A 20467-nucleotide genomic window follows, 5' to 3' on the forward strand; every position below is an offset into this window, starting at 1 on the left:
CCCGTATCAGCTCTAATTTCTTGATAATAAAGTTGCGGGCTAATAAAAAGCCCTAATGGCTGGTGAGGGCTCATTAGGGCTATTTACAAGATGGTGGAGGCGGCGGGAATTGAACCCGCGTCCGCCGATTCTCAGCCTTCGGCTCTACATGCTTAGATCCGCCTTTGGATTTAACTCGATAACGACCCAGCGGTCGGGGTTCTACCGAGCGATCCTGTTACGTTTTAGCTGGCCAGCCACAGGCATACCGGGCCTCGCGAGTCTACTTACGATGACAGTCCGAAAACCGGCCAGTAGACGAGCCGGACAGACTGGGAGACTCGTAGGGTTTAGCTACGATCAAGCTGCAAATGCAAACTCTTCTTCGAAGAGTTCGTTTTGAGCGTCTCCAAGAGCTACCAGGTTGGCAACTATAAGGTTTGTAGTGTTTTGATTAACGAGAACCACTACGTCCTCGGCATGCACCTAAGGTTTCGATACCGTCGTCGAATCCAGATCGCCCCCGGATCAAAACTCCATTGGATCATTTAGTTATAGGCTATCCATAGAATTAAGACAATTTTTTATATGAAAGCTTCACAGGTTTGAAGTTTGGTCTATCCCACCAGATTAACATATCTGGCTCAAAGCATTTCTATATGCGCAAAGAAGTTGGCCGCAGGCAACAGTGAACATGACCCTCAGCGATTAAGTCTTGATAAGTATCCGCCATTTCACGCTTGCTTCAGTTTATGTTATTTTCCCTCAACCCTGGCGCAACCCATCAGTGGTGAACTCTCAGCGTCTGATGATGTTCCCACGCACTATTTTCAGGGTGGACGGTACACAGGGGTTCAAACAGTTCACCTGAGTCTGACAGGTGCTGTGGTTCATCTGGACGTTTAAAGCATAAATCCAGACTGTACCCTGTTCAGATCTGACAGAAAGGACTCACCCGCATAAATGCTTCGGGTAGAAAATGGTGGCCTTTGTCCCGTCACATTCAGCAACCAATGCTGTTTCTAGTCATAATCCAGTCTGGTGACAGGTTATTTAATGACCATACAAGAAAAACGACCCAACACACTGACGACAGCCAGCTCCCTGTCGTCCGAGGTGTCCGAACAACCTGCCGGATCACTTAAAATCTGTTTGCTGTGTTATCGCAGCCATCCCTTCGTAGGTGGTCAGGGCATTTACCTCAAGTACCTGAGCAAGGCTCTGGTCGAAGCAGGCCATAGGGTAGATGTTATTTCCGGCCCTCCCTATCCGGATCTTGACCCCCGGGTGGGCCTGATTGAAATCCCCAGCCTGGATCTGTTCAGTCTTGAAAGTCATGTAACAGCCCTGAGACCCAGACACCTGAAATCCTGGTCTGACTTTTTTGAATGGTGGGCCATGCTGACCGGAGGGTTTGCTGAGCCCTATACATTCACCCGTCGTGCTGTGAAATATTTGCGTAAAAACGGTCATGACTACGACATTATTCATGACAACCAGAGTCTGGGCTATGGCCTTTTGGACCTGCAGAATCAGGGTGTTCCCGTGGTAGCCACTGTCCATCACCCCATAACCCGGGACAGAGAGCTGGCTTTGGGTGCCGCATCTGACTGGAAGCACCGTCTGTTGATCCGTCGCTGGTATTCCTTTCTGACCATGCAAGGCAGGGTGGTTCGTGAATTGAAGCATATTGTTACCGTTTCGGAACAATCCCGGGGCGATATTGCTGAAGCCTTTGACCGTCCGGCTAACGATATCAGTCTTATTTATAACGGGATTGATACTGATACCTTCAGTCCTCAACCCCATATTGAACGCAAGCCGTTCAGAATTATGACTACGGCTTCTGCGGACCAGCCTTTGAAAGGCTTAAAATACCTTTTGGAAGCCGTGGCATCGTTAAAACCCGACTATCCTGAGCTGGAACTTCTGGTGGTAGGCAAACTGAATAAAGAGGGTCGGACAGCGCAGCAGCTGAAACAACTGAATCTTGGCTCAGCGGTAACCTTTGTATCCGGCATTTCCACTGAACAAATGGTGGAGTACTATTCTGAGGCCGCCATTGCCGTATCCCCTTCACTCTATGAAGGCTTTGGGCTGCCAGCCGGAGAAGCCATGTCCTGCGGGTGTGCTGTGATTTCTTCAGATGGCGGAGCCCTGCCCGAAGTCCTGGGAGATGCAGGCTTGATTGTCCGGGCTGGCAACAGCAAAGCCCTGGCACAAGCCTTGCGGACGCTGTTGGAACACCCTGATAAGCGGATTGAATACGGTCAGCTTGGTCGGCAGCGAATTCTGGACACTTTCTGCTGGAAAGTAGCCGCCAGACAGTTCAGCCAGTATTACCTGAACCTGCTGAACACTGAACAAGAACCCGAAGAATTGAAAGACACAGTGGCTGCCGATGCTGGTCTTGGCCAGCGGACCGCTGTCAGCGGGTGATGCCCGAGGATAACTGAAACAAGATGCAAACCATTGATTTTAATCGTCTTAAGTTACGCAATGGCGATAAAGTACTGGACGTGGGTTGCGGTGAGGGCCGTCATTCCATTGCAGCCTGGCTGGAGGCCAGGGTGGATGTAACAGGGATTGATCTGTGCGAAAAAGATTTGCAAACAGCCCGTGGCAGACAGCAGGAATCTGTTCAATTCCTTCAGGGGGCAGAAGACGGTCGCAGTATTCGCTTTATTCAAGGCAATGCTCTGGAGCTGCCTTTTGAAGACAGCACGTTTGACAAGATTATTTGTTCCGAAGTGCTGGAACACATCCCTGATTACCATGGGGTGCTGGCCGAAATCAAACGGGTACTGAAGCCTGATGGTTTGCTGGCAGTCAGTGTGCCCAGAGCCTGGCCGGAAGAAATCTGCTGGCGACTGAGCAAGGCTTATCACGAGGTTGAAGGCGGTCATATACGCATCTTTAACGCCACACACCTTCGACATGATATTGAATCGCTGGGCTGGCGTCGTTATTCACGGCACTGGGCTCACGCCCTGCATGTTCCCTACTGGTGGCTTAAGTGCTGGAAATGGGAGCAGCCTTCGAAACTGGTCGATCACTATCACAAGCTGCTGGTATGGGATCTTATGGAAAAGCCGAAGGTAACCCGAATGACCGAAAAGCTGCTGGATCCGGTCATGGGAAAAAGTGTAGTGATGTACTTCGAGTGGGAGCCGGGCAGAGGTAAATCCAGCGATACCAACAAGGAGGTCTTTTATGGATAGCTTGCTGCTGACCAAAGGACTATTCCCGAGAGATTTTCTCAACAAGACAGCAGACTACATTCTCTCCATACAGCAGAAAGACGGCAGCATTCCCTGGTTTGCCGGTGGCAAGCTGGACCCCTGGGATCATACTGAAGCTGCCATGGGGCTGAGTATCATTGGTCATTATCCTGAAGCTGAAAGCGCCTATGACTGGCTGCGAAAAGAACAGCTGGAAGATGGCAGCTGGTATGCCAACTATCAGGACGGCAAGCCTTCATACAGTGACAAGAGAGAAACTAACTTTGTCGCCTATGTGGCGACCGGTGTCTGGCATCACTACCTGATTAGTCAAAATACCGGGTTTTTAGAACTGAACTGGCCAATGATCGAGGCTGCTATCCAGTTCGTACTACGACATCAGGCGCCTACAGGAGAGATCTACTGGGCCGTCATGGAAGAGGGGCAGCCAGACAGGGATGCATTGATTACAGGTTGCTCTTCGGTTCTGAAAAGTCTGGAATGCGCCATTCAGATCGCTGAAACCCTGAACAAGAAGGTTGAGCTATGGTACGACGCCTGGCAACAGTTGGGACAGGCTCTGAAGTATCATCCTGAGAACTTTGACCGCACCTGGGAAAGTAAAGAGCGCTTTTCCATGGACTGGTTTTACCCGATTCTGGCCGGTGTCTTCCGTGGTCAGGAAGCTCGTGACCGAATCCAGACATTCTGGGACAAGTTTGTCCGCAAGGACATGGGCTGTGTCTGTGTCAGCGATCAACCTTGGGTCACCATTGCCGAATCCTGCGAGCTGACCATGGCGCTCCTGGCCGCGGGTGAAAAGCAGAAAGCCACTCAGCTCTATAGCTGGTTGCACAACTGGCGTGACAGTGATGGCGGCTATTGGACGGGCTATCAGTACGTCGAAGACGTGATCTGGCCGCTAGAGAAAACGACCTGGACAGCCGGTGCTATTTTGTTGGCAGCAGATGCTCTAACCGAGTACACAGCCGCTTCCCGTTTATTTCTGGAATCAAGTCTGGAAATAAAACCGGAACTGCCAGAAACCGAAGAGGCCCTGGCAGCCGTTAACAGTTAACGGCGGCGGAATAACCCCAGCGTGTTGACCATGGGTAGTTCTTCAAACAATCCGGAGGCTTTCGCCAGCTTCCAGATGTTGTAAGGAGCCTGCCCACCGTCTTGGGGATTAGGGAAGATGTCGTGTATTGCCAGAATGCCACCGGGCTTGATAAAGCTGACCCAGCTGCGAAAATCCGTCTGGGCCGCTTCTTCACTGTGTCCGCCGTCAATAAACACCATGCCCAGAGGGGTGGCCCAGTGACGGGCTGCCACAGCAGAAGGAGCAACAATAGGGACAACCGTATCGCCCAGTCTGGCTTCACGCATGGTGGTTCGGAACGTTTTAAAACTGTCCATCAGTTGAATGCTGGCATCGTAGAGATCACTGTCGTGATACTCTTCCCCCAGCTGGTGCTCTTCTGACCCACGGTGGTGATCCACGGCATAGAGCACACTGTTATTTTGCTGGCAGGCAACACCCAGGTAGACCGTAGACTTGCCACAGTAACTGCCAACTTCCAGACAGGGGCCCAGCTGACTGGCTTCCAGAGCGAACTGGTGAAGTGCTTCGCCTTCGTCCGGAGCCAGAAAGCCTTTAACAGAATCGATATTGAGTGGCAGTTGTACAGGCATAGTTCTTAATGAATCAGTTTGTATTGAATCAGTTTGTAAAGATGTAGTTCGTTTTTTCATTTTATACGTCGGAAGTAGTTCAGTCAGGCGACTGGCTTCAAAGGCATAATAACAAATCAGGCTCGAGCAGTGCGTAAAAATCATAAACCTTTCTGGATCAAGAAGCTCTCAGACCGTTGGCAGCAGTTTTATATCCGGCACTTTTTCAGCAAACATTTTGAACACTTGGGTGAGCACCCGATGGTGGTCCATCCTTCTACCGTCAATGTTCATGGCGCCGGTATTTCCATCGGTCGTTTTGTCCACTTGATCAGTATCCGTCATAACCCGGTCAGTCTTTCCACCTGGAGCGGTCGGGGCATTCAGGGCGATATCAAAATTGGTGATCATTGTCTGATATCTCCGGGAACAACTATCTCTTCAGCAGCCAGTATTACCATTGGTAACAACTGTATGTTAGCCGCCGATTGCTACCTGTCCGACAGTGACTGGCACGGTCTCTATAACCGACTGCGACCATTCCGCTGCAGCAAACCCATTGTTCTGGAAGATAATGTCTGGCTGGGGCATGGTGCCAAAGTCGGCAAAGGCATCACAATCGGCGAGAACAGTGTCGTGGCAGCAGGCGCTGTGGTTGTGAAAGACGTTCCTCCCAATACGGTAGTGGGAGGCAACCCGGCTAAAGTCATCAAAAAGCTGAACCCCCATCGCCGGATGCTGAAAAGAGAATTTATGTTTCGCGATAGCGATCATTTCCTTCACATGCAGGAAGAACTGGATCGCTACGTTTTAGGGGCGAATACCCTGAGAGGCTGGGCTCGTCACAAGCTGTTTCCCAAAAAGGGGGATTAACTGAGACGCCCTGCCAGGGTTGTTGTGGACAATTAGCCCGGAATCAAGTTGTTTTACTGGTCAGCCATTCTCCAGATACCCAGCAGATCCGGCACTTCATCCTTGCCTCTCATGAAGTCATCAATGGCTGCAGCCATTGTTGAATAATCGACTCTGCTTGCGGGCATTGAAGTAATGATGACCGGAACCGGTCTGTTATCATCAGCCGCAAAGGTAATGTTGATGAACCCTCTGGAGATACTGACCGTGAAATATTGGTATTTGGACTGTCCGTAGAATGCCAGCAGATAGACAATGTCTTCATGCTTTGCAGCATGCTCTGTGACGGCAGCAATGATCACATCTGCCTGACTCTTGCCACTGTAATGGCTGACGACTTTTCCAGGATCTACTTTACTCAGTTGCAAACCAGCTCCACCGGCTACGGCATTGAACCCCTTACTCATGCCTTCGGCATTCCCGGCGTTACTCCTTATGAGTCGTGAATCTTTGCTATTCATGGCAAAGCCGACGATGTCTTTAACCTGATCATTACGAGCCTTCGAACCGATGCCCAGTATATTGGCAAGGTCTTTATTGATATTGAAAATCATGGTTCTGGCATGGCTGTGCTCAATCAGCTTTCTGAAACTCCTTGAATGGGAGGGCAGGAGTGCCTTGATACCTTTTTTAATGAAGGAAGGTGTTTTGTGAAGCACGAAACCATCGTCTCTGTTTCTGGATGCTTCAATGCCCGCATTGAAGTGTCTGCCAAACTCCAGAGCTTTCATGGCATTCAGTACGTCTTCTGCAGAGGGTTTATTCTCAGAGGCTGACAGTTTGTACGCTTCACACAGTTGAGAAAAGTTTTCATTTGCTTTCTTACTTCCAAGCGCTGTATAGGCTTCAGAAAAAGCCCGGTCCACCGTGTGGTCGTCACCGATGACTCCCGCAGCGAGCATTTGTTCGTGGATGGCAGAAGCTCTGTTCTCTTCAGCAGTTGAAGGATACTGGCCTGAAATATCGAGGCCGTAGGCTGTGGCGGCTGAATGAATCATTTCCTGGTTCATTTCTTCTGCCGAAGCCTGAAGGGGCAGAGCCAGAATCAATAGACACATCTTTAGATACTTCATAATGGTACTCCTCTTGTTTTTAAATCCGTTTATTAATAATTAAGACCTGGTTAAGGGTGAAATAGTTCCCCTTGCCTAACGGGGCATTAAAGGCAAGGATCAGAGTAGACCGATGTTAGCGAGGGCTTTATGAAATCCTATTCGACGCTGAGACTAATCCTTGGAGATCAGCTATACGCTGGCCATAGCTGGTTCCGAAACAAAGATCCGGATACCCTCTATCTGATAGCAGAGCTCTATCAGGAAGCCTCCTACGTCAAGCATCATGTGCAGAAGATTTGTGCGTTCTTTGCAGCTATGGAGGCTTTTGCCGCGGCGCTGGCAAAATCCGGCCATGAGGTTTTGCATTTAACGCTCGATGAGACGGCTCAATACAAGGATTTGCCATCTCTTCTGCATTCGCTGGTCAAAACCTACAAGATTCAGCAGTTCGAATACCAGAGAGCCGATGAATACCGGCTTTTAAGGCAGTTGCAGGGCATGGATATCGGTGCTGGTGTTCAAGAAGTCGATAGCGAACACTTTTTTCTGCCCTTTGATGAGATTTCGAGCTATTTCAGCCAGGGGAAGGCCACAAGAATGGAGCATTTTTATCGCAAGATGCGAAAGCGATTCGACATTCTGATGGACGGAGACCAGCCAGAGGGCAGTCAGTGGAATTATGACCATGAGAATCGCAAGTCTTTTAAAGTCAGTGATCTCCAGGCAATCCCTGAACCCCTGATATTCAGCAATCCAGTGACAACGATTCTGGAAAGGTTGGATAGACACAATATTCAATACTTTGGTAAGGCCACTCCAGACCTGATCTGGCCGATTACGAGGCAGCAGTCACTCAAACAGCTGCGCTACTTCTGTCAGCATGGGCTTCCACGGTTCGGACAGTTTCAGGACGCTATGACTCACCAGAGTGACAAAAAATGGAGCCTATACCACTCCCGTCTGTCCTTTGCCCTGAACAGTAAAATGCTGACCCCTGTGCAGGTTATTCAAGCTGCAGTCAAAGCCTGGCAGGCAGACCCGGAGTCCATCTCCATTGCTCAGGTTGAAGGATTTATCCGACAGATTCTTGGCTGGCGAGAGTACGTCCGGGGCATTTACTGGGTCAACATGCCGCAGTATTCCTCTCTCAACTATTTCAAAGCTAAGCGGGCATTGCCGGACTTTTTCTGGACCGGCGAAACCCGAATGACCTGTCTTCAGGAGGCTATTGGTCAGTCTCTGGATTATTCCTATGCCCACCATATCCAGAGACTGATGATCACAGGCACATTCTGTTTGTTGGCTGGCGTCGACCCCAGTCAGGTTGACGAGTGGTACCTGGGCATTTATGTGGATGCTATCGAGTGGGTGGAGCTCCCAAATACCCGTGGTATGAGTCAGTTTGCAGATGGTGGTTTGCTGGCTTCAAAACCCTACGCCGCCAGCGGTCATTACATCAATAAAATGAGTGATTACTGCAAAAGCTGTTACTACAATGTGAAGCAAAAAACCGGCGAGCGAGCCTGCCCATTCAACGGCCTTTACTGGCACTTTATGGTGAAACACAGAGCGCAACTCAGCAAGAACCCCAGGCTCGGCATGATCTACAAGAACTGGGACAAGCAGTCCGTCGATGATCAGGCTGTCATCACCCGTCAGGCGAAGGCGTACCTGAAGAAAATAAACAGGCTGTAGTTCGATACAGCCTCAGAGTTTAGGGCTCTGTCATGGCTGAAGAGTGGATCACTCGCTGCCTGACCAGTAACGATTGATTTAAATAACGGTACTCGTGTGATCGATAAGTGTCCAATTCAAAGTCCCCGGTCAGTTCGTAGACTGCCCAGCCGGAAGAAGGTTCATCCTGCTCACTTTGATTATTTTGCATAAAAGCTATGGCTTCTTCGACAGATTTAAATGCCAACCCACCCGGATATAAACCCCAGAACATTGGTCCAAATTTGATGACATTTTTACCTTCTGAAAGGGCGCTGTGATAGCGGGTATCACCGATTGTAAATATCGGCTTGGTAATATCCTCTCTCACCAGAGGGGTGAACGAGCCCTTTACCTCAAGCCAAACCGTGACAGCTAAAACAATAATCAGGGAGATAAGATACTTCGCAAGCTTCATAAGGAATAGGGTCTCTTAATGAGTTTTGGCCGACCTCCCGTGTCTACGAAACAGAGTGCCGCTGAGCCGGTGCTGGCACAACCTGAAGAGACCCTCATTGTTGCAGGCGACGGGTCACACCAAAATAGGCCTTATAGGGCAGGACTCTGAGCGTCCCCATAATCATGCCAAACACTTTTGGAAATCGAATTTCAAAACGCTTGCCATTCAAACCGTGCACAATAGCATCCACTGCCGACTCAACATCCATTAAAAAAGGCATTTTAAACGTGTTTTTATCCGTCAGGGGGGTTTTTACAAACCCCGGGTTGATCAGTTTAATATCCACACCCTGAGGTTTCAGGTCAGTGTACAACGACTCGGCCATATTGATCAGTGCCGCCTTGCTGGCACCATAAGCCGCGGCAGCAGGTAAACCACGATACCCGGCCAGTGATGCGTTGATAGCAAGGGTTCCTGACTGCCGATTCACCATCATCGGGATTAATGCGTCCAGACAATGGCAAACGCCCATCACATTTAATTCGAAGTGTTGACGCATATGGTTGGATCTGAAGTCCACGCCTGCCGTCTTGATGAATGTACCTGCATTCAATATGGCAATATCTACCTGACCAAAGCGGGTCGTAATCACCTCAGCCGCCCGCATTACTTCATCATGACGGGTCACGTCAGCGGGCAAAGGGATGATAATACCGTCCAGATCAAGCGCTTCATTCTGCAGCCGATCCAGATTGCCGAAACTACGGGCCGTCGCTATAACAGTACCACCTTGTCGGGCCATCGTTAACGCCAGCTGGCGACCGATTCCCTGACTGGCACCGGTAATCCAGATCACCTTGTTTTTCAGAGACCGGCGTTTTTTCATTGTGCGTCCTCTGAAGGGCTGGAAGATTCTGCATCCGGAATCTGCAGCTTTTCCAATGATGATGCGCTGATCAGCGAACAGTCTTTACTGAAATAAAAGTTGAGAGTGCCCAGGGTGAATCCCCATTTGCTGACATCAGCAATATTGAGAATCTGGCCATTTTCCTGCAGGAACAGCCAGTCATCAAACTTAACCCGCCAGTTAATACCCTTGATGGGTAAATTCATTTCATAGGTCCAGTTAAAGGTATTGCCCTGACTTCTTCCTGTGGCCAGGCCGATCAAATCACTCGCCCGGCCTTCATAATGTCTGTCAGCCAGTATTTTTATTTTCCACAGCCGGTTGGATGTCGAGCCATCTTCATAAATAAAGTCTTCATCCAGTATTAATTCATCGCCTTCTGTCGAACCTTTCATAATGACTTCAAAGTGGTTCCGAATGTTCCCGAAACGATCGACAAACTCACCCCTGGCATAGGTCATGCCCTGAAAATACTGCTCAATGGTCAGAACGGGTTGATCCTGCGTGTATCGTTTCTGAAGTGCTTCCCGCATAAATAAGACCTCCCTGCCTGCTTCATGAATCCGGCTTACTGATCCGATAAAGTCTCACGTCAATGCTGTCCTGCTTGAAGCCGGCTTCACAATAAGCCAGGTAGAACAACCACATACGTTTAAAATGTTCGTCAAAGCCCAGAGTCATAATCTCCGGCCAGCGTTGTCTGAATGACTCAGCCCAGATTGATAGTGTTTTAGCGTAGTCACGGCCAAAGGCATAAGTATTCTCAATAGCCAGACCTGCCTGATGACATTGATCACGGATTACCTGATCCGTCGGCAGCATACCTCCAGGGAAGATATAACGCTGAATAAAGTCGGCTTCTGCCCGATAATCTCTGAAGCGCTCTTCATCAATGGTAATCACCTGAATCACCGCCACTCCGCCAGGCTTGAGAGCATCACATACTTTCTGGAAATAGATGGGCCAGTGTTTCTCTCCCACCGCCTCTAACATTTCTATGGAGACAATGCGGTCATGCTGTCCCTTAATATCCCGGTAATCCTTCAAGTAAAAGTTGAAACCAGCTTCCTGCTGAACTGAATCACGGGCAAAGTGCAACTGTTCTGCGGACAAAGTCACCCCAGAGTAATTTTGTCCCCCCTGTTGCTGTAATGACCGGGCAAAGCCTCCCCAGCCACAACCAATTTCCAGAACGGAATGCTCTGGCATTATATCCAACCAGCTCAGTACCTTATTATATTTATTGGCCTGAGCCTGCTCGAGCGTTTCATCGTTGTTGCTGAATATAGCGCTGGAATAAGTCATGGAGTGATCCAGCCACAACTGATAAAAGTCATTGCCCAGATCATAATGAGCGGCAATGTTTCGACGACTTCCTGAACGACTGTTGTTGTTTAAAAGATGACTGGCTCGATTCAGTTTCCGAGACAGCCAGTTTGTGGAAAACTGTTTGTCTATTTGCTTTTCATTGAACATTCCCCAGTCCAGCAGAGCTTGCAGGTCTGGTGTATCCCAGTCCCCTTTCATGTAAGACTCTGCCAGCCCGATAACGCCCCGGTTGGCTGCCAGGAGCATACTAAAAGGACGATAAATCCTGATTCTGGCAATCGGTACGTCCCTAAGAGGCGCACCCACTTTTAACAGACTGTCTTTTTGCTGTAACTCAATACGACTCAGCGAAGCCTTTTCCAGCCTTTTCACCAGCCACGTAAGGGCTTTGGAAGGTGCTTTGTTGAGAAAGAGTTCTCTTTCGTCATGGGCATTTGACGCACTCTGTCGGGGAGACAATCCATTCTGCGACAGGGTTTTTCCTGAAATGTCCAACATTTATACCCCCTGTTTCTGGTACTTTTTTTGTTCGTTCATGCTTGTCTGTTTCCCTGTGCGTTTCAGGTTGCTATGCCAACGGTTTGTGATGCCAGGACTCCAACTGAAGAAGCGATCTTTCGGTACATGGCGAATCACCCGAATCCCTTTAATGAACAGCCGAAAAGCTTCCCAATGAATGGCCAGAGTCACTTTGAAAGCCTGCAATGGCAGAACAAACAACTGCCTGAGGATGTTCAGATCACTAAGCACCTGTCGTTCGCCTTTAAGTACTGCTGCAAATATCCGGCCATTAGTATTGTGCAGATGAATACTCAGTTTCAGGATTTGATCGGGTAACTGTGCCTTAAAATGGTATTCACAATCGGTTTCAAAAAAGGGAGAAACATGAAGTTGCTTTTTGGCGGACTGGTGAAAGCTGACTTTATTGCTCTCACTCTTTTCTATCGGGATAACGTAACTGTGTCGTTCCCCAAAGGTGTTGGTCACTTCATAAATAAGGGCAGACAGTTTCTCCTCTGAGTCCAGACAGTAGTAGACCGTCAGGGGATTAAAGATGTAGCCAAGAACCCTGGGGTAACAGAGCATGAAGATTCGCTCAGGTATCGCTATGTCATGCGCCAACAGAAGCCCGGTTACCTGAGTTTTGAGACAGCTTCCGGAACCGTCACCAAAGTCCTTTGGATGCAAGGAGAACACATTAAATCGCTCCACCGAAAACAGCTTCAGCTGACCATCAAGGTGGTCCAGCTCATCCAGATCAATGAACCAGGAGGCAACCCGGTATGAGAAGCGATGCTTCCGGGGCCGAATACGGTTGTGCATTAACTGTCCCCAATAGACCGCTGACTTCATGACCGCCTCCTGATGCTGACACTACTCTCTGTAGCAAGAGTGAACGGCCTTTTGCCGATACCATGTTCGGGCCAGATCAGTCTGTCATTCTGGTTTTCAACAGACCAGGGTCTTCGTTTTCCACCCAGTGCTTCTGCAACAGCCAAACCAGATTGAAGACCGTCCTCATGAAAGCCATAACCAAACCAGGCACCACAGAACCATGTGCGATTGCGGCCCTGTAACTCCCACAACCTTGATTGTGCCTCCAGGGCATTTCTATCAAACACGGGGTGGTCGTAGAGGTAGCAACCATGAATAGACTCCGGCTCTATAGCAGGATTCAGAGTGACAAATAGAGGGAGGCCTTCCAGATGCTGAAGACGATTCATCCAGTATGTGACCGAAGGTCCTTCATTGGTTTGGGTACCAAAATAGTTCCAACTCGCCCAGGCTCTTTTTCTGGTAGGCATCAGTCGTTCATCACTGTGCAAAATAGCCCGGTTTCGCTGGAAACTGAACGATCCCAATAGCAGTTGTTCCAACTCACTGGGTTCGCTCAACATGGACAGAGAAGTATCTGCATGACAGGCCATGACGACATGATCAAACTCATGTATGTCGCCCTGCAAATCTGTGACGGTAACCCTGTCAATATGGCGTCTGACCTTTCGAACACAGCGATTCTTAATGGCCAGTCCATCCATGTCATCCAAAATGCGGCGAACATATTCTCTGCTACCGCCACTGACTGTTTGCCATTGAGGACGGTTTGTCAGCTGGAGTAAGCCATGATTCTGGCAAAACCGCATAAAAGCCAGGGCTGGATAATCCAGCATACGGTCAGAAGGCGTTGACCAGATAGCTGCCCCCATAGGGACCAAATGATCATCAATAAAACGTTGGCTGTAGCCGCGGCCCGTGAGCAGTTCGCGGAGAGTGACCGATGGATCCAGCTGATTCATCAACTCCGTACTGGACTGATAAAACCTGAAAATATCCACCAACATTCTCAGAAAACCGGGCTTTACGGCGTTTAACCTCTGGGCAAACAGACCATTCAGGTCTGTTCCGGAATATTCAGTCTGCCCTTGATTCATGGAAACCGCAAAAGACATGTCCGTGTTGATAACGGGTACGTCCAAATGGTCAAAAAAAGCCGTTAGATTAGGGTAAGTTTTATTATTAAAGACGATAAAACCTGTATCCACTGGTACAGACTGATCACCATCCTGAACCATCACGGTATTACTGTGACCTCCAAAACGATCATCTTTTTCGAACAGGGTGACACTGTGCTGTTTAGACAGCAGCCAGGCGCTGGACAGCCCGCTGATGCCTGATCCAATTACAGCAATGCTGAGTCCTTTAGCTGTCATAGGGCGGCCTGTAAACAAAATTTTCAATCATTTCTACGCCTTAGTGGTTTATTTGGATCACTACCTTTAGATGCTTCGCGTTCATGTGATCCAAAACACACTCATCGACGTAGACAGAGACAAATGAGCCGGACACACGATATTCTGATGATAAGTCCATCTTTGAACAGAAGCACAATGGATTCAGAAAACAGTCACTCTGACACGCCAGACAAGCTCAAGCAGTCATTAGTTGATCTGGGCCGTTACCGGGACAAACAGACGTTTGCGATTCTCTACGACTTTTTTGCCCCCAGATTAAAAAGACACTTGATGACCAAAGGCGCTCACGGAGAAATGGCTGAAGAGCTGGTTCAGGAAACTATGCTCTCTGTCTGGCGACATTGCAAAAGTTACGACCCCCGTAAATCTACGGCGTCCACCTGGATATTCAGGATAGCGCGTAACCTCTGGATTGATCGACTAAGAAAGGAAAAAGCGGACTTGATGACACCGTTGGATAATTATCCGGAAAGCCATTTTGAACCGGCCATGGCAGAGTTTGATTCAGAAAAAATCAAATCGGCCCTCAAGAGCCTGCCTCAACAACAGGCTCAGCTGGTATACAAGGTGTACTACGAAGGAAAAAGCCACCGTGAAATTTCTGAAGACATGGACATGCCACTGGGCAGTGTAAAGTCAGGCTTGAGGCTGGCTTTCAACAAACTTCGTAGTCAGGCGGGAGAATTAAAATGACTACACATCATCCTGACCTCAGCACCCTGATGAGTTACTCCGCAGGTAGCCTGCCCGATGCCATTGCTACTGTGGTTGCTGCTCATCTGAGTGTTTGCAGCCATTGCCGACAACAGGTTCAGGAAGCTGAACAGGTCGGTATCAGTTTGCTGGAAGAGTTGGTACCAGCGACAATGTCTGATCATGCAAAAGACGACATTCTTGCTCTACTTGATGAGACAGAGCAGGTACCCATCATCAGCAGGGAAGAACAGTATGTACCAAACGATGCTGATATACCGGCGCCTTTCAGACCCTTACTCGGATATTATCTTGACGAGCTGCACTGGCGGTATATGGCTCCGGGACTAAAGCAATTCGTCCTGCCAGCGTCCGGTAGTAACCTGAGATTATTAAAGATCGCTCCGGGTACCTGCATGCCTTCCCATGGGCATACCGGCTCTGAGCTCACTATGGTACTGAGGGGTTCCTATTCCGATGAGCTGGGTCGATTTTGCGCTGGGGATGTCGCTGATCTGGACCCGGACGTCCAGCATCAGCCAGTAGCAGACACCGGCGAACACTGCATTTGTCTGATTGCCACAGATGCACCTTTACGATTCAATGGTCTCGTTCCCAGGCTTCTGCAACCTTTCTTCCAGCTTTGAGTGATGCACACTAGCAGCCTGTCGGACTTAAGCGTCCGTAGCGAGGATTGCAAGAAATTGAGGATAAAAATTTCTGCTTCTGAGGAGAATAGCGAGCTATTTGACGAAGAAGCAGGAATTTTTAGACCAATTTATTGCAACCGCAGTAGGACAGCCTTAAGTCCGACAGGCTGCTAGCTCAAGGGTGCCCTGGTTATCCACAACCTTGATGCATTTTTGTCAGGTAAATCTATACGACAGCCTTTAAACATTTGCAGAATTAACTGGTTATTTTTTGAGCAGTTAATGAAAAACCCCTATTTAATGGGGGTTCCATATGTATCCAAAAACAAGTCACAAGGTTATCCACAATATCTGTGGATAGTGAAATATAACTGTCATTATCGTGCTGAAATGACGTGATATTCCAGCAATCCCCGATGTTGCATCCAGCGGATAAACCAGACCAGTAACCTCAAACGAATCCAGACTTTTGGACGGGTAACAGGCGACAATTGTCGATAGTGTTGTGAGAACCAGAAGCAGAAGCCAGAAAGTACATCCTGACTGATGTCTGCACACTCAACTTTTTCAAAGCCTGCTTCTTTCAGATGGGATTCATACTTTTGCCGAACCATCAAGCCTGCCGCAGAGATACCACAGGGTCTTGCCAGCAGGTTGACCATTCTCCGTTCCATACGATCCTTGAAAGGACGGCTGAGTACCATATCGGTTAAGGTAAGGCTGCCTCCTTCCTTAATCACTTTTCTGGCGTTGTTGAAAAAGCGTGCTTTATTATCAAACTGGTAAGCGCAATCAAGCGCCAGCAGTTTGTCAAAAGAGTCTGCCTCCAGCTTGGCCAGCTCCAGCTCATGGCCTCTTACCAGCTTTAGCTGATCATAGTGATCACACTGATCCTGAGCGCCTGCCAGCAGCTGTTCCGTTTCGGCCAATGCGGTGAGTGACTCAACCTGATAATAATCAAGCCAGACCAGAAGTTGATCGTAACTGGAAAAACCAACATCCAGTACTTTGTCCTGATTGGAGAGACAGGCTTTATCGGCAAGAAGACCGGCCAGCTCGGAGCAGGCATGACCATAATCTGAAGTTTCGCGCCAATAACCGATTAACCTCCAGCCTGAAGAGGTAGATACCCCACTGTTAAGAAGCCACTGATCAGCCAGCATGCCCCGCTCTCCGTTAGAAGGCGGCCACCAGATACTGATGATAAGACTGATCAATTGGGATAGCAGTCCCGACATGACCAGCCAGGTTAACAGGATGCCGGATAGAAATGCGAAAATGGTCATAAGATATAAATCACTGATTCCTTTGGATAAGCCTGTATGTGCGTGCAGTGCTCGTGCGGCTACCTGATATTAGAGGGATACTTCTTCTATTACTAGCAGCCTTAAGTCCGACAGGCTGCTAGGAGCCTGACCGAGAATAGCTGCCCTACTGCGGCGGCAGCAAATTGGTCTGAAAATCCGCTTTTGTTCGTCAAATAGCTCGCTATTCTCCTCACAAAACCGAATTTTCATCCTCAATTTTCTGCCGTCCTCGCTACGGGCGCTATTCTCGGTCAGGCTCCTAGTGACACCCTTTAAACTCAGGGGCAGCAGTCGTTTGCTGGCGAGCAGTAATAAGTATCAACCATAACAAGCATGGAGCACCTCTAATAACTAAAAAGGTGCGTTTGTGTGATAATTGGCGGTTTACCTATTCAATGATCCAAAGGGTGTGTCTGGTCGGCAGATCGCCAAGGGAGAAAACACAGTTATGCTGATAACGTCTAACGTGACCATGCAATTCGGGGATAAACCCCTGTTTGAAGACATCTCCGTCAAGTTTGGTGATGGCAACCGCTACGGTCTGATCGGTGCCAATGGTTGTGGTAAGTCCACCCTGATGAAAATCATCAGTGGCGAACTGGAGCCCTCTGCCGGTAATGTCAGCTATGATCCCAACGAGCGCATTGCCAAGCTAAATCAGGATCAGTTTGCCTATGAAGAAAACACGGTCATTGATACCGTAATTATGGGGCATTCTGAACTCTGGAAGGTTAAGGAAGAGCGTGACCGCATTTACGCCAAGGGAGACATGACGGAAGAAGAAGGTATGCGTGTTGCAGACCTGGAAGTTCTGTTTGGTGAAATGGACGGTTATTCCGCTGAAGCCCGCGCCGGTGAACTGCTGCTGGGTCTGGATATTCCACTGGAACAACACTACGGCCCAATGAGTGCTGTTGCCCCGGGCTGGAAGCTGCGTGTTCTGTTGGCGCAGGTATTGTTTGCCGATCCCGACATCATGCTGCTGGACGAACCCACCAACAACCTGGACATTAATGCGATCCGCTGGCTGGAAGGGATACTCAAGCAGCGCGACTGTACCATGATCATCATTTCCCACGACCGTCACTTCCTGAACAGTGTTTGCACTCACATGGCCGATCTGGACTATGGCGAGCTGCGAATGTTCCCCGGTAATTACGACGAGTACATGATAGCGGCTACCCAGGCTCGTGAGCGAATGCAGGCTGATAATGCCAGGAAGAAAGCCCAGATTGCCGAGCTTCAGAGCTTTGTCAGTCGCTTTTCTGCCAATGCGTCCAAAGCCAGACAGGCGACCTCGAGGGCCAAGCTGATCGACAAGATCAAGCTAGAAGAGGTTAAACCTTCCAGCCGACAGAACCCGTTCATCCGTTTTGAACAGGAAAAGAAACTGTTCCGTAATGCGCTGGTGATGGAAAAAATGTCTCAGGGCTATGAGGACAAGCCGCTGTTCAATGACGTTAACCTGATGGTTGAAGTGGGTGAGCGCATCGCCATCATTGGTCAGAACGGTATTGGCAAGTCCACACTGCTGCACACTCTGGCCGGCAAGATGGCACCCAAGGGCGGTACTATCCAGTGGTCCGAGAATGCTGACATCGGTTACTACGCCCAGAATCATAGCGACGAGTTTGATAAGGACATGAACCTGTTCGACTGGATGGGGCAATGGATGAACGAAGGCGACGATGAGCAGGTGATCCGTGGTGTACTGGGTCGTATGCTGTTCTCTCAGAGCGACATCAAAAAGTCAGTCCGTGTTATTTCCGGTGGTGAGCAGGGCCGTATGTTGTTCGGTAAACTGATTCAGCAAAAGCCCAATGTATTACTGATGGATGAACCTACCAACCACATGGACATGGAATCCATTGAATCCCTTAACCTGGCGTTGGAAAACTACCCGGGCACACTGATCTTTGTCAGCCATGACCGTCAGTTTGTATCGTCTCTGGCGACCCGCATCATTGAAATCACGGAAGATGGTGTCGTCGATTTCCACGGAACTTACGACGATTACCTACGCAAACAGGGTGTTGTTGAAGAGTAATTTTGTTGAAGAGCAAATAGCTAATGGGGCAGAGATTTCTCCGCCCTGTTCGAGACTCAACGGTTTATTCGATACCGAGTAATTCCACATCAAAGATCAGTACAGAGTTGCCGGGGATTTTACCGGCACCACCGCTACCGTAAGCCAGATTGGCAGGAATAAACAGTCGAAACTTGTCGCCTACCGACATCAGCTTCAGACCTTCGGTCCAGCCGGGAATCACCTGATTCAGTCCAAAGGAAATCGGATTTCCACGGTCTACAGAACTGTCAAACACCTGACCATTAATCAGCGTACCGTGATAGTGCACTCTTACTTTGCTGGTGGCCGCAGGGTGATCTGAATGTTCACCCTTTTCCAGAACCTTATACTGCAATCCGGACTCTGTGGTCATTACGTCTTCTTCATTCTGGTTCTTTTCCAGAAAAGCCTGACCCTGAACCAGGGCTTCCTGAGCCTGTTGCTTTTTCTGATCAATGCGGCGTTTGCCAAAGAACAACACGACAGCGATAAAAACAATAAAGATAACAGTAGACACAAAGATCACCCGGACTGTGGATAAGTCGATGAAAAATACCCTATCCTGACCGACAACTCAAAAATCTAAGCCCATAAACCTTTCCATTATTGATGCTTTTTCTGGTCTTTCTCCTCTTCCTTGACAGTTTCTGCGGGCTCTGGCTCCGGATTAACCAGTTTTTCCTCTCCGGGCCATTGTCCACTCTGCTTGCGGATACCCATAAACAGAACGGCAACCATACCCACCAGAATCAGCCCCATCTGTACCGTAAAGATCAGCATGATCAGTGGCAGCATCACTACAAACAGGCTCGTTAGAATGACGGTGCCCAGAATCGCTTTAAACGGGCTGATGGCAGCGCCATCCCGCTGCTCAAAGAAAGCAGCCTTAACTTGATTGAAACCATTTTTTAATTGCTTGAGCCATTTTTCCATGATTTACCTCGATAAGGGAGGGGGTTAGTCATGACTCCAATATAGAGGGCTGTGGATAAACAGATTGTGTTCAGTGGATTAAAGTTTGTTAATGGAAAATGGTTGTGCTGATAGGCGACGCTGTTCGATGCCACTGGCCGGTCAAGGACTGCTTTGACGAAGACTAAGGGAGCTAGTAGTCCCTTTCTACATCACCTCTGCTCCATTTATAAACACTAACGCCAATTACGGGTGAATATACACATGCTGATATGCCTCCATGGATTAAAGCACCTCTCAACGCCCTAACGTGGGGTGATCCAGAGTAAATACAATATCCTGTAACAGCGCCTATACATGCATGTGGAGTCACCCAAAAAACAACAAGTCCCGTACTGAATAATGCCACCACAGTCTTCATCAGGCTTTCCCCATCGTATAAACCCCACAGTATGGGTTCTCGACTGTAGTCGATATGATCATAGCTGCCATTATGATTGCCGACATTGGAGTAAACAGTGTTTGAGAAAACACTCATATATCCAAGCATCATTACAAACAGGTAATTCTTCATGTTCTCAGACCAATTCGCTGCTGCTGCATGGATGCAGGAACCAGAGTAACGCAGGAGCAGTTGCCGCATAGGGCAGTCTAGCAGCCTGTCGGACTTAAGGCTGTCCTACTGCGGTTGGGGATTTTCAGCAAGCCAATGGAAGTGTGCTTCAATGCTTTTCAAATAAAGGTTTCGCTGATTTTTGCCCCACGTTCGTAACGTGTAGCTGCCGATATTTTGTAGATCGTCCCGGGCCCGTGGGGTGACTCTGACTTTTCTGTTGATCTTTTGCGTCATCAGGACTCAGCGTCCAGGTCGTTGATGAGTGAGTCCATTCCGTTAAA

General features: G+C 48.9%; 20 protein-coding genes and 1 other RNA gene. 8 read left to right on the forward strand and 13 right to left on the reverse strand.

What is annotated here, in order from left to right; translation table 11 throughout:
- Positions 1-91: 91 nt before the first annotated feature.
- Positions 92-504: a transfer-messenger RNA gene (gene ssrA, locus KBW69_RS11870) on the reverse strand.
- Positions 505-1035: 531 nt separating this feature from the next.
- On the opposite strand from ssrA, the gene KBW69_RS11875 reads away from it, so the two are divergent.
- The 3 genes from KBW69_RS11875 to KBW69_RS11885 are packed head-to-tail and all read left to right on the forward strand — an operon-like array spanning position 1036 to position 4278.
- Positions 1036-2418, forward strand: a complete 1383-nt coding sequence (locus KBW69_RS11875; RefSeq protein WP_257281001.1) for a glycosyltransferase family 4 protein — start codon at positions 1036-1038, stop codon at positions 2416-2418.
- A 23-nt stretch (positions 2419-2441) separates the two neighbouring features.
- A complete protein-coding gene (locus tag KBW69_RS11880; protein WP_257281002.1) occupies positions 2442-3200 on the forward strand; it encodes a class I SAM-dependent methyltransferase in 759 nt (252 codons plus the stop codon).
- Complete coding sequence (locus tag KBW69_RS11885; protein WP_257281003.1) at positions 3193-4278, forward strand: prenyltransferase/squalene oxidase repeat-containing protein; 1086 nt, start codon at positions 3193-3195, stop codon at positions 4276-4278. The genes KBW69_RS11880 and KBW69_RS11885 overlap by 8 nt, the downstream gene beginning before the upstream one ends.
- On the opposite strand, the gene KBW69_RS11890 is transcribed toward KBW69_RS11885, so the two are convergent.
- On the reverse strand, positions 4275-4892 hold the full coding sequence (locus KBW69_RS11890) for a class I SAM-dependent methyltransferase (protein ID WP_257252626.1): 618 nt from the start codon (positions 4890-4892) through the stop codon (positions 4275-4277). The two genes, KBW69_RS11885 and KBW69_RS11890, sit on opposite strands and share 4 nt — an antisense overlap.
- 129 nt (positions 4893-5021) lie before the next feature.
- On the opposite strand from KBW69_RS11890, the gene KBW69_RS11895 reads away from it, so the two are divergent.
- Complete coding sequence (locus KBW69_RS11895; protein WP_257281004.1) at positions 5022-5744, forward strand: DapH/DapD/GlmU-related protein; 723 nt, start codon at positions 5022-5024, stop codon at positions 5742-5744.
- 53 nt (positions 5745-5797) lie between these two features.
- Here the strand turns inward: KBW69_RS11895 and KBW69_RS11900 are convergent, their stop codons facing one another.
- A complete protein-coding gene (locus KBW69_RS11900; RefSeq protein ID WP_257281005.1) occupies positions 5798-6856 on the reverse strand; it encodes a hypothetical protein in 1059 nt (352 codons plus the stop codon).
- A 129-nt stretch (positions 6857-6985) separates the two neighbouring features.
- Between KBW69_RS11900 and KBW69_RS11905 the strand changes: the two genes are divergently transcribed.
- Positions 6986-8533 (forward strand): cryptochrome/photolyase family protein, encoded by a 1548-nt coding sequence (locus tag KBW69_RS11905; RefSeq protein ID WP_257281006.1) that lies wholly within the window; start codon positions 6986-6988, stop codon positions 8531-8533.
- A 19-nt stretch (positions 8534-8552) separates the two neighbouring features.
- Here the strand turns inward: KBW69_RS11905 and KBW69_RS11910 are convergent, their stop codons facing one another.
- The 6 genes from KBW69_RS11910 to KBW69_RS11935 all read right to left on the reverse strand — a co-directional run bounded on the left by KBW69_RS11910 (position 8553) and on the right by KBW69_RS11935 (position 13898).
- Entirely contained in the window at positions 8553-8969 is a 417-nt protein-coding gene (locus KBW69_RS11910) for a hypothetical protein (RefSeq protein ID WP_257281007.1), read from the reverse strand.
- A 94-nt stretch (positions 8970-9063) separates the two neighbouring features.
- Positions 9064-9837 (reverse strand): SDR family oxidoreductase, encoded by a 774-nt coding sequence (locus tag KBW69_RS11915; RefSeq protein ID WP_257252372.1) that lies wholly within the window; start codon positions 9835-9837, stop codon positions 9064-9066.
- A complete protein-coding gene (locus KBW69_RS11920) occupies positions 9834-10391 on the reverse strand; it encodes a DUF3833 domain-containing protein (RefSeq protein WP_257281008.1) in 558 nt (185 codons plus the stop codon). The genes KBW69_RS11915 and KBW69_RS11920 overlap by 4 nt, the downstream gene beginning before the upstream one ends.
- Before the next feature lie 22 nt (positions 10392-10413).
- Positions 10414-11685: a cyclopropane-fatty-acyl-phospholipid synthase family protein gene (locus tag KBW69_RS11925; RefSeq protein WP_257281009.1), complete on the reverse strand. Its 1272-nt coding sequence runs from the start codon at positions 11683-11685 to the stop codon at positions 10414-10416.
- Complete coding sequence (locus KBW69_RS11930) at positions 11686-12540, reverse strand: DUF1365 domain-containing protein (protein WP_257281011.1); 855 nt, start codon at positions 12538-12540, stop codon at positions 11686-11688.
- A complete protein-coding gene (locus KBW69_RS11935) occupies positions 12537-13898 on the reverse strand; it encodes an NAD(P)/FAD-dependent oxidoreductase (RefSeq protein ID WP_257281013.1) in 1362 nt (453 codons plus the stop codon). The genes KBW69_RS11930 and KBW69_RS11935 overlap by 4 nt, the downstream gene beginning before the upstream one ends.
- Positions 13899-14075: 177 nt before the next feature.
- Here KBW69_RS11935 and KBW69_RS11940 point away from each other — a divergent pair, with 177 nt between their 5' ends.
- Complete coding sequence (locus tag KBW69_RS11940) at positions 14076-14633, forward strand: sigma-70 family RNA polymerase sigma factor (protein ID WP_257281015.1); 558 nt, start codon at positions 14076-14078, stop codon at positions 14631-14633.
- Positions 14630-15280, forward strand: coding sequence for a ChrR family anti-sigma-E factor (locus KBW69_RS11945; protein ID WP_257281017.1), 651 nt, complete (start codon positions 14630-14632; stop codon positions 15278-15280). The genes KBW69_RS11940 and KBW69_RS11945 overlap by 4 nt, the downstream gene beginning before the upstream one ends.
- 380 nt (positions 15281-15660) lie before the next feature.
- Here the strand turns inward: KBW69_RS11945 and KBW69_RS11950 are convergent, their stop codons facing one another.
- The gene (locus KBW69_RS11950; RefSeq protein ID WP_257281018.1) at positions 15661-16569 is read right to left on the reverse strand and encodes a methyltransferase domain-containing protein; all 909 of its coding nucleotides are present in this window, start codon (positions 16567-16569) and stop codon (positions 15661-15663) included.
- A 469-nt stretch (positions 16570-17038) separates the two neighbouring features.
- On the opposite strand from KBW69_RS11950, the gene KBW69_RS11955 reads away from it, so the two are divergent.
- Entirely contained in the window at positions 17039-18637 is a 1599-nt protein-coding gene (locus tag KBW69_RS11955; protein WP_257281019.1) for an ABC-F family ATPase, read from the forward strand.
- 64 nt (positions 18638-18701) lie between these two features.
- Here the strand turns inward: KBW69_RS11955 and KBW69_RS11960 are convergent, their stop codons facing one another.
- From KBW69_RS11960 to KBW69_RS11970, 3 genes are all read right to left on the reverse strand, one after another.
- Complete coding sequence (locus KBW69_RS11960; RefSeq protein WP_257281021.1) at positions 18702-19175, reverse strand: FKBP-type peptidyl-prolyl cis-trans isomerase; 474 nt, start codon at positions 19173-19175, stop codon at positions 18702-18704.
- A gap of 86 nt (positions 19176-19261) precedes the next feature.
- Positions 19262-19591 (reverse strand): hypothetical protein, encoded by a 330-nt coding sequence (locus KBW69_RS11965; protein ID WP_257281022.1) that lies wholly within the window; start codon positions 19589-19591, stop codon positions 19262-19264.
- Between the two features lie 658 nt (positions 19592-20249).
- Positions 20250-20420, reverse strand: a complete 171-nt coding sequence (locus KBW69_RS11970; RefSeq protein ID WP_257281023.1) for a type II toxin-antitoxin system RelE/ParE family toxin — start codon at positions 20418-20420, stop codon at positions 20250-20252.
- Positions 20421-20467: the final 47 nt, after the last annotated feature.

Source organism: Endozoicomonas sp. ISHI1 (genome assembly GCF_024606225.1).
In the GTDB taxonomy this organism is placed as follows: Bacteria; Pseudomonadota; Gammaproteobacteria; order Pseudomonadales; family Endozoicomonadaceae; genus Endozoicomonas_A.